The 14,325-nt window shown below is 50.0% G+C and carries 16 protein-coding genes and 1 pseudogene; 12 read left to right on the top strand and 5 right to left on the bottom strand.

Going from position 1 to position 14,325, the window contains the following annotated elements; translation table 11 throughout:
• Nucleotides 1-343, bottom strand: a pseudogene (locus ACJAZW_RS08060) (protein-methionine-sulfoxide reductase catalytic subunit MsrP); the annotation flags it as partial.
• A gap of 140 nt (nucleotides 344-483) precedes the next feature.
• Between ACJAZW_RS08060 and ACJAZW_RS08055 the strand changes: the two are divergent.
• Together ACJAZW_RS08055 and ACJAZW_RS08050 are read left to right on the top strand one after the other, a co-directional pair.
• On the top strand, nucleotides 484-1,359 hold the full coding sequence (locus tag ACJAZW_RS08055; RefSeq protein WP_415156865.1) for a ribokinase: 876 nt from the start codon (nucleotides 484-486) through the stop codon (nucleotides 1,357-1,359).
• A complete protein-coding gene (locus tag ACJAZW_RS08050; RefSeq protein WP_415156863.1) occupies nucleotides 1,356-2,306 on the top strand; it encodes a nucleoside hydrolase in 951 nt (316 codons plus the stop codon). The genes ACJAZW_RS08055 and ACJAZW_RS08050 overlap by 4 nt, the downstream gene beginning before the upstream one ends.
• A 156-nt stretch (nucleotides 2,307-2,462) precedes the next feature.
• Here ACJAZW_RS08050 and ACJAZW_RS08045 read toward each other — a convergent pair whose 3' ends face one another.
• Nucleotides 2,463-3,485, bottom strand: coding sequence for a D-cysteine desulfhydrase family protein (locus tag ACJAZW_RS08045; RefSeq protein ID WP_415156861.1), 1,023 nt, complete (start codon nucleotides 3,483-3,485; stop codon nucleotides 2,463-2,465).
• A gap of 10 nt (nucleotides 3,486-3,495) precedes the next feature.
• Entirely contained in the window at nucleotides 3,496-4,695 is a 1,200-nt protein-coding gene (locus ACJAZW_RS08040) for a pyridoxal phosphate-dependent aminotransferase (protein ID WP_415156859.1), read from the bottom strand.
• A gap of 202 nt (nucleotides 4,696-4,897) precedes the next feature.
• Here ACJAZW_RS08040 and ACJAZW_RS08035 point away from each other — a divergent pair, with 202 nt between their 5' ends.
• The 4 genes from ACJAZW_RS08035 (at nucleotide 4,898) to ACJAZW_RS08020 (ending at nucleotide 8,353) form a co-directional block, all read left to right on the top strand.
• Entirely contained in the window at nucleotides 4,898-5,134 is a 237-nt protein-coding gene (locus ACJAZW_RS08035) for a hypothetical protein (protein WP_415156857.1), read from the top strand.
• A gap of 247 nt (nucleotides 5,135-5,381) precedes the next feature.
• A complete protein-coding gene (locus tag ACJAZW_RS08030; RefSeq protein ID WP_415156855.1) occupies nucleotides 5,382-5,987 on the top strand; it encodes a Spy/CpxP family protein refolding chaperone in 606 nt (201 codons plus the stop codon).
• A gap of 176 nt (nucleotides 5,988-6,163) precedes the next feature.
• Nucleotides 6,164-7,387 (top strand): aminotransferase class V-fold PLP-dependent enzyme, encoded by a 1,224-nt coding sequence (locus ACJAZW_RS08025; RefSeq protein WP_415156853.1) that lies wholly within the window; start codon nucleotides 6,164-6,166, stop codon nucleotides 7,385-7,387.
• A gap of 63 nt (nucleotides 7,388-7,450) precedes the next feature.
• Entirely contained in the window at nucleotides 7,451-8,353 is a 903-nt protein-coding gene (locus tag ACJAZW_RS08020) for a DMT family transporter (RefSeq protein ID WP_415156851.1), read from the top strand.
• A 16-nt stretch (nucleotides 8,354-8,369) separates the two neighbouring features.
• On the opposite strand, the gene ACJAZW_RS08015 is transcribed toward ACJAZW_RS08020, so the two are convergent.
• Together ACJAZW_RS08015 and ACJAZW_RS08010 are read right to left on the bottom strand one after the other, a co-directional pair.
• The gene (locus ACJAZW_RS08015) at nucleotides 8,370-8,768 is read right to left on the bottom strand and encodes a DUF2147 domain-containing protein (RefSeq protein ID WP_415156849.1); all 399 of its coding nucleotides are present in this window, start codon (nucleotides 8,766-8,768) and stop codon (nucleotides 8,370-8,372) included.
• Between the two features lie 86 nt (nucleotides 8,769-8,854).
• Nucleotides 8,855-9,574 (bottom strand): DUF2461 domain-containing protein, encoded by a 720-nt coding sequence (locus ACJAZW_RS08010; RefSeq protein WP_415156847.1) that lies wholly within the window; start codon nucleotides 9,572-9,574, stop codon nucleotides 8,855-8,857.
• Between the two features lie 385 nt (nucleotides 9,575-9,959).
• Between ACJAZW_RS08010 and ACJAZW_RS08005 the strand changes: the two genes are divergently transcribed.
• From ACJAZW_RS08005 to rsgA, 6 genes are all read left to right on the top strand, one after another.
• Nucleotides 9,960-10,622 carry a thymidine kinase gene (locus ACJAZW_RS08005; protein WP_415156845.1) on the top strand — a complete coding sequence of 221 codons (663 nt, stop codon included), beginning with the start codon at nucleotides 9,960-9,962 and terminating at the stop codon, nucleotides 10,620-10,622.
• 3 nt (nucleotides 10,623-10,625) lie between these two features.
• On the top strand, nucleotides 10,626-11,009 hold the full coding sequence (locus tag ACJAZW_RS08000; protein ID WP_415156843.1) for an acyl-CoA thioesterase: 384 nt from the start codon (nucleotides 10,626-10,628) through the stop codon (nucleotides 11,007-11,009).
• 172 nt (nucleotides 11,010-11,181) lie between these two features.
• Nucleotides 11,182-11,844 (top strand): SH3 domain-containing protein, encoded by a 663-nt coding sequence (locus ACJAZW_RS07995; protein WP_415156841.1) that lies wholly within the window; start codon nucleotides 11,182-11,184, stop codon nucleotides 11,842-11,844.
• Between the two features lie 265 nt (nucleotides 11,845-12,109).
• A complete protein-coding gene (locus ACJAZW_RS07990; RefSeq protein WP_415156839.1) occupies nucleotides 12,110-12,319 on the top strand; it encodes a hypothetical protein in 210 nt (69 codons plus the stop codon).
• A 42-nt stretch (nucleotides 12,320-12,361) separates the two neighbouring features.
• Nucleotides 12,362-12,832 (top strand): hypothetical protein, encoded by a 471-nt coding sequence (locus ACJAZW_RS07985; RefSeq protein ID WP_415156835.1) that lies wholly within the window; start codon nucleotides 12,362-12,364, stop codon nucleotides 12,830-12,832.
• A 304-nt stretch (nucleotides 12,833-13,136) separates the two neighbouring features.
• Nucleotides 13,137-14,189: a ribosome small subunit-dependent GTPase A gene (gene rsgA, locus ACJAZW_RS07980; RefSeq protein ID WP_415156833.1), complete on the top strand. Its 1,053-nt coding sequence runs from the start codon at nucleotides 13,137-13,139 to the stop codon at nucleotides 14,187-14,189.
• Nucleotides 14,190-14,325: the final 136 nt, after the last annotated feature.

The following is a 14,325-nucleotide window of genomic DNA, read 5'->3' as shown; positions in this document are numbered from 1 at the left end:
CAAGCGCTTGCGCATCTTTTGCAATTTCTTTGTGCGAGCCGAATTCGTAAAAATTGTTGTAATTCAAATTAATGTCTTCTGGCGTTAGCTCACGATCTAGCTGAAATGCTTCATTGCGGATCGCCGACATTGCCATCCGCTCATTGTCTGTCGCAGCGAATGCGCCACGAATTGTGCCAAGCGCACCTGCCAATCCAATAGCTCCTGCGCCGGCCATAATCTGTCGCCTATTCAAATAGGCACCTTCCGGCGTCGCTTCCCGCTCAGCGATCTCCCAGCTTTTCTTGGTTTTGATGAGCATCTGATCTCTCTCTTTATGGCTTTCTTCAATTACAACAGACAAAACTTCTCGTTCACAAGCAACTGAGCAATTGTCAAATCGCCGTGAGTGCGCAACAAGACATCAAACCACCCAACTTTATTTTTGACCATATGATAAAATATCTGTAAAAGGCCGAAACTTTAACCGCTGCGAGGTGTGAAATGCCTGTCATCAATATCGGATCGATCAATATTGATTATGTCCACCGCGTGTCCCATTTCCCTGCCGCGGGCGAAACGTTGCGCAATAGCGCCTATAGTGCAGGCCTAGGTGGCAAGGGCGCCAACCAGTCAATCGCCATCGCCTTAGCAGGTGGCCAAGTTTACCATGTGGGCCGGGTTGGCGAAGACGGGCTTTGGACCAAAGCTAAATTGCTAGAATGTGGCGTCAACATTGATCATATTGTCATTGATGAGGGCGCAACCGGCCACGCGGTGATTTATGTCAATGATGAAGGTGAGAACACTATCGTCATTCATGGCGGTGCCAACGAGAAGCTTACCCGCGAGCAAATTAGTGCTGCAATTGATCCGGCGCAGCCTAACGACTGGCTATTGTTGCAAAACGAGACCAACATGATCCTGCATGCCGCCCAGGCAGCCAAATCAAAGGGACTAAAGATTGCCTACGCGGCTGCGCCATTTGACGCTGCGATTGCTGCAAAAATGATCCCGCATGTGGACCTAATCGCCGTAAACGAGATTGAAGCTGCGCAACTAGCAGATGCCATGAACATGCCGGTCAATGATTTGCCCGTCAAAAAAATCCTTATTACGCGAGGTTCAAAAGGCGCAACCTATAGCGATGGCAATGAGAGTTTTGGTATCGAAGCCTTCAAAGTAACGCCTGTGGATACGACTGGCGCAGGTGATACGTTCACTGGATTTTTCCTCGCCCGGCTGGACCTTGGCGACGATCCGGTCACCGCCCTAAAAATCGCAAGCGCAGCCGCTGCCATTCAGGTCACAAGACCGGGCGCAGCTGATGCCATTCCCACCATTTCAGAAGTTTATGAGTTCTTGGAGACACGCAAATGACCGTCCACAAAATCATTATCGACACAGACCCCGGCATTGATGACGCAATGGCCTTACACCACGCATTCGCTGACGCACGGCTAGACGTTGTTGGCCTCACCACTGTTTTCGGCAACGTGCCGGTCAAAACAGCCACCCGCAATGCCATTCACCTCACCGACCTTGCCGGGCTCAACATTCCAGTGGCAGAAGGCGCTGCGACGCCATTGACCATCGTCCCAAATCCGCATGCGGACTTTGTGCACGGTGTTGAGGGCTTTGGTGATTACCCGCCACAAGTGCCAAGCCGCGAAAAAGATACCCGGTCAGCCGCGCAATTCTTGTGTGAAATCACAAAAGAAAACCCCGGCGAAATCACCATCTGCGCCGTCGGCCCGTTGACCAACTTAGCGCTTGCTTTGCAGCATGACCCTGAGATTGCGAAGAACGTCAAAAACGTCGTGATCATGGGCGGCGCAGTGGATGCACCGGGCAATGTCACGCCATTTGCTGAAGCCAATATTTGGAACGACCCACATGCCGCTCAAATGGTTTTTGATGCAGATTGGGACGTCACCCTGGTTGGCCTAGACGTCACCCATTCCGTCAGCTGCAATATGGATGATTTCCGCGACGTCACCAAACATTCGCCCGACATCGGCAAATTCTTGGAACAAGTGTCCGAATATTACATCAAATTCTATACCGAAAATGTTGGCGTCAATGGATGTTACTTGCATGACCCTGCAGCGGTTATCGCAATCACCGACCCAGAGTTTTTTGAGATCAGAGAAGCTCCGCTCAATACCATTTTAGAAGGCGACGAAGTAGGCAACACCATTGCGGACCCAGCCAAAAATGGCCGCCCAGTCAAAATCTGCTTCGAGGTAAACGACCAAGGCGTGAAGGACACATTCCTGTCAACACTCAAAAAAGCCGACGCTCGCCGCGACGCACGACGCGGTTAGCATCACGTTGAAGTGCGACCCCGGCTCAGCCTGCGTGCCGCGAACGCCACTTAGGGTCCGGGGCAGCCATGTGTTCGTTTGTCACGACCAACCAAAAATACTTGGCATTCCCGGCCTTGAGCCGGGATCAACTGTGTAAATGGAAATCCAATTATCTCAAGAAACAAACAAGCTCGAATAAGCACCCAGCGCCTGCGCGCCACCAGTGTGCAAAAACACAACATCATCGCCCTTTGCGAGCTTTCCTGCTTCAATATCACCGATCAAACCCGCAAATGCCTTGCCGGTGTAAACGGGGTCGAGGAGAATGCCCTCGTGCTGCGCCATTAGCGTAATCGACTGATTGCCTTTGGCATTGGGGATACCATAAGAAGGTTCACCGAAACCGCTGAGCACTTGCACATCATCCGACCTGCGCCTGACGCTTACGCTTAAATGCTCAATCAAAACATCAACCAAACCTTCAACTGTTACCTGGATTGATGCGGGGTCTTCCTCATTATGAACGCCAATAATTGGATAAGGACGATCATTGATCATCGCGCCTGCCACCAACCCTGCATGAGTGCCCCCGCTTGAGGTACAAAAGTACAGCGCTTTTGGCGTGACATCTAGCTGCGCTATCTGTTGCTGCAACTCTCCAATCGCCGCAACATATCCAAGCGCACCAATCACGTTTGAACCACCGAGCGGCACAAAATACGGCTTCTTGCCCTCGGACTTTGCCTGCTCAACCATTTGCGCGCAAACCGTATCTCGATCTGCGTCAGCGCCAAAAACTGAAACCTTTGCGCCAAGCACATGATCAAGCGTAACATTGCCTGCAACCCGATAGGATGGTTCTGCCCAGTCCACTTTGTCAATGAGTGCCAGTCGGCAATCAAGCCCCAACTTCGCCGCTGCAGCAGCGGTTTGTCGGCAATGATTGGATTGCATGCCACCGGTTGTAATCACACAATCCGCGCCTTTGGCTATCGCGTCGGCCATCAAAAACTCGAGCTTACGGGTTTTGTTGCCACCGCCCGCAAGCCCAGTGCAATCATCGCGCTTGATATAGATTGTTGGTCCGCCCAATCGATCACTTAGCCGATCCAATCGCTGCAACGGTGTCGGCAAATGCGCCAATTCAATCCGTGCAAGATTGCCCAACGCGGTTTCAATGTGATCACCTGAACCCATAATCAATTCCTTACTTTAAACCAGCAACAAACGCTTCAAACCGATCACAAGCACGGCAAATGTCTTCCAACGATACGGCATAAGAAATCCGAATGTGCGGCGATAGGCCATATGCGCCACCATGCACCGTGGCCACATCAACTTCTTCAAGCAGCGCCAACGCCACATCTTCATCGGTTTCTAGTTTCCGCCCCGCCTTTGTCGTTTTGCCCAGCAATCCGGCGCACGAAGGATAAACATAAAACGCACCGTCTGGTGTCAGACACTCTATACCCTCAATGCCATTCAGCCGTTTGACCAAATAATCACGCCGCTCAACAAACGCTTTGCGCCAACCATCCAAAAATGTTTGATCCCCGTTCAACGCTTCAACCGCAGCCCATTGTGCAATCGAGCACGGGTTCGATGTGGATTGACCCTGCAGCTTGCGCATGGCTTTGAGCAACCAATCAGGCCCTGTGCAATAGCCGATGCGCCAGCCCGTCATGGAGTAGGCCTTGGACACACCATTCATCGTTAGCGTGCGGCCCGCCAGATCCGGCGCAATTTGCGCCATCGTGTAAAATTTTGTGCCATATGTGAGATGCTCATAAATATCGTCCATCAGAATATGCACGTGAGGATGGCCACGCAGTACTTCGGCCAATGCTTCCAACTCTTCTTTTGTGTAAACAGCGCCAGACGGATTGCCCGGCGAATTGATCAACAACCACTTTGTCTTTGGCGTAATCGCTGCGGCCAACTGGTCAGCCGTGATCTTAAAGCCAGTAGCCGCACTTGTTTGCATGATCACCGGCGTTGCGCCCGTTAGGTTCACCATTTCAGGATATGACACCCAAAAAGGCGCAGGCACCAAAGCCTCGTCACCCGGGTTCAGCGTCGCCACCAGCGCGTTAAAAATGATCTGCTTGCCGCCTGTCGCCACAAAACACGCGCTTGGCTCTACCTTAATGCCGTTCTCACGCGCAAACTTTGCCGCAATTGCGGTTTTGAGTTCGCGAATTCCGTCCACAACGGTGTATTTGGTTTTCCCTTCATCCAGCGCGCGCTTTGCTGCGTCTTTAATATGTTCGGGTGTATCAAAATCAGGCTCCCCGGCGCTCATGGGGATAATATCAACACCTGCCGCACGCTTTTCTAAAGCAATGGCAGAAATGCTCATACTGGCAGAAGGCTTCACGCGCTGCAGCGCATCCGAAATCATATTCATGATGAAAGTTTCTTTGGTTGGACCCTATCAGTTTAGATCAAAACAAGTTCAGCGTGGTTTAGCAAGTCTCAATTCCCATAGATAGCCCTGCCACAAACTCGCCGCACAATTGAACGCAAATTTCCCTAGTTCGAACCAATTGTGAACGCATCCCTCGTTCAAGTTGGCATCATCGAACAACTTAGCGAACAAGGACAGACCCATGAACAAGTTCAAAAAGCGCCGTAACGAACTCGCCAAAATCACAGGTGTTTTTGCAGGTATTTTCGCGCTCCTGCTTGTGGTCAGCCCGGCATTTGCCGCCAATGTGGACCATTCCAATACTTTGGCGCTGAGCATTATCCTGCCCGCCCTGGCACTTTGTTCTGCAATCATTTTTGGTGTGTGGCATCAGATCACTCGCACCAAACTCATTCGCGTCCGTAGCGCGCGCCGCTAGGCACACTAATTTACGACCTCCAATCTACCCGCTTTCCATCTGAAGCAATTCAAACGGAAAGCGCCCCAAAACTTTACGGCCGATGCCCCCGCGCGTCGGTCTTTTTTTGTCTCCATTTCCAAAGCTTTCCAAACTTACCGATTTTTCATCTGCCGGAAAACTTTACGCAACGTGCGCTTCCTTATCTTCAATCTCGATCAGACGCCAAACCCAAAGCGCCCAACGGATCGGGCAAAGGAAAAAGAAAATGAAGAAGCTCTCAACCCTCGCACTTGCAGCAACTCTTATTGGCACAATGTCTATCGGTGCGTTTGCGCCATCAGCATTCGCTCAAGACAGCGGCAACCAAACATCAAAAGCTGAACAAAAGCAGGACCGTAAAGGCAAAGGCCAGTTCCGCCCAGTACGTGGTGGCCAAGGTTTCTTGGGTGCCGTATGTGCCGAAGAAGGCGCGGATCGTTTGGACAAAATGCTCGAAATAATGGCGATCCGCATCGACTTGACCGATGCCCAGCGCCCTGCATTTGATGATTTAAAAACGGCAGCCTTGACCGCACAAACCGAATTTGGTGAAAGCTGCGGGCCGTTGAAAGACCAGAAGCCTGAAGGCGCGGCGCAAATACTTGCCCAACGCACAGCGATGATGGAATTGCAGCTTGAAAGCATGAATTCTGTACTGCCAGCGTTTGAAACTTTCTATGAATCCCTTTCAGACGATCAGAAAGCTCAAATCAACAAAATGAATGGCAAGAACGGCCCACGTGGTGAAAATGGCAAAGGTCCACACGGCAAAAACGGCATGGGTCCTCGCGGACCACAGGGGCAAAATGCACCTGCTCCAACAAACGGCTAGTCCGCACTAGCGCGTGGTCTGGCGGCAAAGCCCCCGTCGCCAGACTGAATCTCCCAATATTTGTCTCCCCAAAGAAGCACCAATTGTCCCCCAACAATTGGTGCTTTGTTTTGGCTTGCCGATCAAACATTCTCACGGTACCAATGAGGTTCAACCAATTCTTCGGGATGATGATCATGACATTGCCATTAAGCACAAATGCGGTTCGCGCCAACTTCCCGGCGTTCAAGCAAAAAGAACTTGAGGGTTGGGCATTTTTTGAAAATGCGGGCGGGGCATTTATGGCCCAACAGGTCATCGATCACTACAACCATTATTACACAGCGCACAAATTGCAGCCCTACGGCGCCTACCAGGCTTCACAAGAAGCAGGCAGCGAAATGGACCGCGCGCATGTGCGTCTAGCCAAAGCGCTCAACACGTCAGTTGATGCCATCCATATTGGTCCGTCGACATCTGCAAATACTTATTCGCTTGGCAATGCATTTGGCGAAATGCTTGAAGCGGGCGACGCGATCATCGTCACCAACCAATGCCACGAAGCCAATACCGGCGCGTTCCGCAAGCTCGCAAAAATTGGCATTGAAGTGCGTGAGTGGCAGGTGAACACCCAAACAGCGGAACTTGAACTCGCGTCGCTTGCCGCACTGCTTGATGACAAAGTCAAATTGGTCACATTTCCGCACTGCTCCAACATTGTTGGGCACATAAATCCTGTCAAAAAAATCTGCGAACTTGCCCATTCTGTGGGCGCAGTCACAGTGGTTGACGGGGTGGCGTATGCCCCCCACACATTGCCCGACATCACAGATCTGGGCGCAGATATTTATCTGTTTTCGACCTACAAGACTTATGGCCCGCACCAAGGCGTGATGGTTATCGATCCTGAATTGGCAAACAAGCTGCCCAACCAAGGTCACTTTTTCAATAAAGACATATTGCGCAAACGATTAGTACCTGCTGGGCCTGATCACGCTCAAATTGCGGCTTGTAACGGCATTATCGACTATTTCGATGTCTTGGCCAAAATCGCCGACACAAAAAGCGCGCCCAATTCTTATCGCGCGACCTCTCAAAAAATGCGCGCGCAAGAAACCCACCTGATTGAGCCATTGCTTGCCTATTTGCGGGAGCGCAATGATGTGCGCATCATCGGTCCATCAACTTCTGCTAACCGCGTGCCAACAATTTCTGTTCATTGCCAAAAGCGAGGCGACGAACTGGCTGCGGAACTGGCAAAACACAAAGTCATGGCTGCTGGCGGACATTTTTATGCCTATCGATTGGTCGAGGCGCTGGATTTGGGTGCTGACCATGGCGTTTTGCGCATGTCATTTGTCCATTATACCAGCCAACAAGAAATCGAGCAGCTGATCAAAGCGCTCGATCAGGTCCTATAGTTTAAACTCGGCGTCGCCTCGATTGGGCGACATGCCCTTGTCGATATGTGAAAGTTGTCGCTCATGACGCGCGCCACTGCTACCGCCTTGCTCATTGTCGCCACCATGATTTGGGGGTCGGCATTTATCGCTCAAAAATCCGCCATGGGCGCAATGGAGCCGCTTACGTTTTTGGCTGCACGCTATTTGCTCGGCGGCATACTCATTTTACCGCTCGCAATCTGGGAAACCCGCAGGATCAACAAACCGCTCAGCAAGAAAGGCTGGAAAATGATTGGCGTCTTGCTGTTCGCCTTCCTTTTTGGCTCATGGTTGCAACAAGTTGGCCTTCTCACCGCGTCCGTCACCAACACTGGTTTTCTGACCGGCTTTTATGTGTTTTTTGTACCGGTTTTTTTGGTGGTTTTCACCAAAGCCAAATTGCACAAATTGATTTGGGTTTCTGCAGTGTTGGCATTTTCCGGGCTATTTATGTTAAGCGGCGGCAAAATCGAAAACTTCGTTGTTGGTGATTATTTCGTACTTGGAAGTTCTTTCTTCTGGGCGCTTTACGTGTTTTTTCTTGGCTCCACAGCCAAGACGACACAACGCCCCATTACCGTTTCAGCCATCATTTTTCTTGCCGGCGGCAGCATTTGCGCAGTGGGCGCATTTGGCACCGAAACGGTGAGCATTCAGGCCATTCAACTGGGCTGGGTGGAAATCCTTTATGCTGGCGTTTTGTCAACTGCGATTGGCTTCACGCTGCATACAATCAGCCAACAACACGTCCCCACAGCAAATGCCGCCCTTATTCTCTCCATGGAAAGCTTATTTGCGGCATTCGGTGCTGCGCTCATTTTGGGTGAACGACTATCACCAATCGGATATTTCGGGATTGTGCTGATATTTTCAGCCATAATTCTCGCCGAAGCCGGACCCGTCTTTTTTCAAAAAGCCGGTCACAATAAAGCCGCCCCTAGTTAGCCTAGGCGATAGCTCATTAATGTGCAGCAACCCGGTCCAACAAGACTTCTTCGCAAAGGAACAACAAACACGCTTTTACTGAAAGCTTGTCGCCAGACAATTGCTTAACAGTACCGTTCACCCTGTACCCTTGGAAGTTGATGGTGCCGCGCCACTTATTACGGCCACGCATGGGAATCTCTGAGAACAAATTGGTCCCCAAAAGCTTTCTATTGTCATCATTGACAAACCGTGGATCTACCCAAGAAATTTTTGCACACAAATCGGTGCCTTTGCCGCAATAGCTAATTTCATATCGCGATTCTTTGTTGCCAGGCGTCCACAAACCCTCAGGGTTTAAGGTCTCAGCCATTACCGGCACACTCATTGACATGGTCAGCGCAATCGCACTGCTGATTGTGGCAAACTTGTTCATTTCATCTCCAAACAAAACAATTGCCGCCCGCACTTTTTGTTATGCGGCGAGTGTGGCGGCAATATGAACTCTAACACCAAAAAAAATCAAACTGTCCAAACCTTGTCCATCATATAACCGGTCAGCGGCGACATCTTCTGACAAATATCAACAATGAATTTAGTGGCATCATTCAGGTTTTCAAGGCTTTTCGGGTATGGCGCATTTTCGCTTTTCACGACCAACCCTTTATACCGCAACCATTCGGCGCCCTCAGCTTCTTTATCAAAGCCACGCGGCACACGAGCAAGCGCCGGTGGGTCCAATTCAACCCCGTGCTTGGTGACCGATTTGACAGCGTTCGCAATCGCTTCGCCACCATCCAGCAATAATTGCTGCCGCATTCGGTCCAACTGATCATGATCAAGCGCCCAATGCCCAGCGCCAAAAGCGTAGCTATCCGCATTAAATATCACATGCACCCCCGGCGACTTATTGGGGTGGCCGCCAGCCCAAAAAATCAAATGAACGTGGGTGTGGTATGGGGTTTTGTCCTTGGAAAACCGCGTGTCGCGATAAATCCGCCTGATCGATCCATTGACTTTGGGGTCGGCGCGCAACGCTGGCGTGAGCTGAGAAACGGCACCGTCGAGTGTACCAACAAGCTCAATCATCGGTTTTACCACCACATTTTGATAGTGCTGTTTATTTGCCTCAAACCATTCGCGGTTATTATTGGCTTTCAACGCCGCTAAGAAATCTCGAAACCCGCTATCGATCATAATTTCATCTGCTCCCACACCATCAAACATTTTCGTTTTCGCCATCAACAACATGTCGTTTCAAAATGGCGAATTTGGACAGCTCAAAACCGCAAAACACAGTTTCTCAACACGTTGTGAAATGTCATCCTTTTGTCACAAAACAGACATGGAACTGTCTATTTCGTTCGCTAACTTGTCAATTGTTCAAGGCGCAATGCCCCCGCACCTTGTTCCAAAAGCAACGCAAAAGCTGATGACTACAAGCGTGTCATATCCCCTTACACGCCATGGCCGCTCCGCCAGCGGCCATTTTTTATGCCAATTCGTAAAATCAAAACCAGCAAAACTTGGGGGCGGATACGCAAAGTTGCATTGGCTGCTTCAAATCCATGTCCAAAAGGGCCTAAACTGTTTCCATTCAAATCGATTCCACTTTGGAGCCCTTGCCATGGCAAAACTCTATTTTTCGTATGCCGCAATGAATGCGGGCAAATCTACGATCCTCTTGCAGGCAGCGCACAACTATCGTGAGCGTGGCATGAACACGCGGCTCTATACATCATCATTATATGTCGAAGACGGCGTTGGGAAAATCACCTCTCGTATTGGGTTGGATGTTGATGCCAACCTATATGATGGTGAACTCGACCTATTAGCCGACGTTGAAGCCGCTCACCGCGAACAAAAGATCAATTGCATATTCGTCGATGAGGCACAGTTCTTAACCAGCGGTCAAGTATGGCAACTGGCGCGCGTGGCCGACCGCTTACACATCCCTGTTATGTGCTTTGGCCTGCGCACCGATTTTCAAGGCAAATTATTTGAAGGGTCTGCCGAGCTGCTTGCCATCGCGGACGTCTTACGCGAAATCCGCACGATTTGTGAGTGCGGTTCCAAAGCAACAATGGTTGTGCGCATGGACGAGAACGGCAAAGCAATACGCGAAGGCGATCAGGTGAGTATTGGCAAAGAAGTCTACGTTTCTTTATGCCGCCGACATTGGGAAGAACATATGAACCCCACCAGTGTCGTCAACATTGAACACCAAACAGCACTTGACCTGGGTGATGACGACGAAGATGATCTGCCCACCATTTCAGCCATAGGATAAATGATGAGCGACGATACCCCACAAGGCGAATTGACCATTCGCACGATCGCAATGCCCGGGGATACCAACCCATCGGGCGATATTTTTGGGGGCTGGGTGTTGAGCCAAATGGATATTGCAGGTGGCATTACAGCAACTGAACGCTCCAAAAGCCGCGTTGCAACCGTCGCCGTTGAAGCCATGACTTTCATCGCACCTGTGAAGGTGGGTGATGTTTTGTGCGTTTACACGACGATTGAACGCGTTGGCCGCACCTCGATCTCCGTGTTTATGGAGGCGTGGGCCCGCCGCAGCCGCTTGCAAGAACGCGAAAAAGTCACCGCTGGACGGTTCGTTTATGTGGCGCTTGATGACGAGGGCGTCCCAAAACCTGTTGGAAATCAATAAAACGTCAACACCTTACCATTTTAAGCGGCATAATCGCTTTGAAACAAAGGGAACAAATACATCGTTCAGGAACATGAACTGAAACTGAACATTACCATTCAGTAACCATTCAGCAAGGTTTTGGTTAAGTAGCATCATACACCAAGTGAAGCACCTAACTGGGAGATCTGAAATGGACGTTCGCAAACTTACCAAAATCGCAGCCCTTGCAACAATGGGCATTATCATCACCGCATCATCCGCGTTTGCTTTTACCGCCAAATCATCAGCGGCGCTGAACGTGCGTTCCGGCCCAGGCACTGGCTACAACATTGTTGATGCACTCTATACTGGCGAAAAAGTTAGTGTCGACAAATGTACCAAGTCAAAAAAATGGTGCTATGTCACCCATTCAGGCCCAGACGGCTGGGTCGCAGCAAAATATTTGAAGAGAATTGGCGGCCAACAGGTGCCAAGACCTTCGCCAACACCTAGTGACCCTGAAGTCACGTTTGGGTTCCAATTCGGATCAAACGGCTCATCATTCAGATTCGGTTTTTCAACAGACAATGGGTACACACCCCAGCGGCAACCACGCCAGGCCAAAATCTGCTTCTTTAGCAAACCTTATTTTGAGGGCAAAAAGGCCTGTGTGGATGCTGGTTCCAAAAGCCGCCTATTGTCACCAAAATGGAATGACCGCATTTCATCTATCAAAGTGATTGGCGACGCCACAGTGACCGTATGTAAGCACAAGAACTTCAATGGTCGTTGCCGCACAATTGACAGCAACGTGCCAAGGCTTGGCAAACGTTTGAACAATGAAATCTCATCGTTCAAATCATACAAATACTAGGGTTTTACCCTACCTGTCAGACCTCCAACTGACGCTAAACCGCCCCGGCAACAACCGGGGCGTTTTTTGTGCAAAATTATGTCAGCATCGCGCCGCAAACAGTAAGTTAAGTTCAAGCAATATCCTGCACCATTCTTGTTGGTATTCACGGCGCCCCCCTCGCCAAGTCACTATAACTTCACCGCTACATCTGTCGTGGTTGATCTTTTGCCAGGCACATTTGATGCTTGCGCCAAGGAACAAAACAACCATTGGGACAAATCACATGACAAAAAATTTAGTGCTCGGCTTGATCCTCTTAGCGGTCTTAAGTGGTTGTGCGCGCAATCCACAGACTGACCTTGCTATTCGTAAATTTTTAGTAGGTTACGACGGCCTGTCATGTTCTGAAGCTTATCAAGAATATCTAAACGACGGCGAAACACAAGAAATGGCCGACGCAAACTATGAAATTTGTATCGCAGAGAAATCCTAGTTTAATCCAAACATGGATTCTACGAAAGGACACCAATTAGCCATGCACCACTTTAGCGAGTATTCTCAACAAGATAGATCAAGTCCACGAACAGCGGCGCTTAGGATGCTCACCATCCTCATCGCATTTATTGTCGTGGTTTCTAGCAATATGCTGGCAAAGGCGGATTTTATTCAGTCGGACAATGATTTGTTTGTCGGCTGGCCGGATTTGGTTGCCAACCCACAACCAACGCCCCCAGGATTGCCGATCACAGAATATGGCGTATACGCCATCGTAGAAACTGGTGGGACAAATTTACCCGTGATTTATGTGATATTTAGTGACTTCAAAGGCAAACGAGCAGTGCATGGGGCATTCCGCTGCGATAAAGAATTTGAGGTACAACAAACCAACACGAATGGGTTTTACGATATTCGATGCGTCAAACAGAATGTGTTTGGACAAAAAACCACATCAATTCTACGGTACGACAAATCAGGGATATACAAAGAACACGACGAAGCCGACTAATCCCCTCTGCGTCGCGATCAAATTTCTTAATCCAGACCACGCCGCTCCGGCACCAACCGGGGCGATTCTTTTTTTATCACCCCAAAGAATGTTGCAAGATGCAAGCTGCGGCCTTATCGAATATCGTGACACTGGGTGCGTATACTGTTACCAACAGAGCGCTAAAAAGGAGATTTTTGATTGTCATTGACTTCCACACTGCGGCCAAAGCCTAAACAATTATCCCGATATTCTGGATGGACAGCATTATGAAGCTCGGATTTGATTGGCGTCTACCAATCTCATTGAAATCGTTGAGCGATCAATGAACTCCAAATTTTCTACCCTTGCTGATTTTGGCTGGACTACTTTTTTCTCTTCGCAGCTGAATGTGAGCGAATTGGATAGCCAAATCCCAGCAAAAGTTGCGGAAGTCCAACGCGGCAACATTCGTGTGGTTGGCCCCTCGCTGGATCAATTCATCCCCTCATTCTATGCGGCCAAAGGCGACGATGAGGCGCGAGCCATTGTCGGTGACTGGCTTTTGATCGATGACACAACGTTTCAACCTAAACGCTTATTAACCCGGAAGAGCCTGCTCAAACGCCTGGCTCCCGGTAAGGGTCGAAAAGTTCAACTGATCGCTGCCAACATTGATACGATTTTTATTGTTTCCTCTTGCAATCAAGACTTCAGCATTGCGCGCATGGAACGTTACCTTGCCTTGGCACATGATGCGGGTGTTCATCCTGTCATTGTCCTCACCAAAACAGATTTGACGGATACCCCACAGGACTTTCAAAAAGACGCCTTAGCGTTGGCGCCAAACCTTGATGTTGTTTCCCTCAACGCAAAGAGCTCTAACGCGGTGGAGCAGCTCTTACCATGGTGTACAAAAGGGCAAACGGCAGCGTTTTTGGGATCATCGGGCGTGGGTAAATCCACCCTCATTAATTCCCTAATCGGTGGCAAGAAAATCGTTACGCAGGGCGTTCGCGAAGGCGACGACAAAGGCCGCCACACCACCACAAGTCGTGAGATGCACTTTTTAGATTCTGGCGGACTGCTGCTGGACATGCCGGGCATGCGCGAACTGCAACTGACCGACGTGCAAACAGGCGTAGAAGAAGTATTTGCCGACATCACTGAATTGGCCCTCACCTGCCGCTTTCGCGACTGTAAGCACGAAACGGAACCGGGCTGCGCAATTAGCGCAGCACTCAAAGCTGGAGAACTTGAAGAAAATCGCCTGCAGCGCTGGAAGAAGCTGAGGGGGGAAGACGCGGTTAATACAGCGAATTTGGCCAGACGCCACGCCCGCGAAAAGCACACAGGCAAAACAACCAAGCGCGGCAAACCAGAAATTCACGACGAGTAACGACTTTGCAATAATGGCACACAAAGCTGTAAAACCGGGCAGCTGAATTCATATAGCGCTTGCGGTTCCTCGCCAACGTTTGGGCGCTCAAACACAATTGGCCGCATTGCTCCAGACTGGGCAATGCGGCAAACTG

Origin of the sequence: Maritalea sp. (assembly GCF_047634455.1) — a bacterium.
In the GTDB taxonomy this organism is placed as follows: Bacteria; Pseudomonadota; Alphaproteobacteria; order Rhizobiales; family Devosiaceae; genus Maritalea.
Note: the sequence above shows the minus strand (reverse complement) of the source record. Positions and strands in the feature narration are given on the sequence as shown.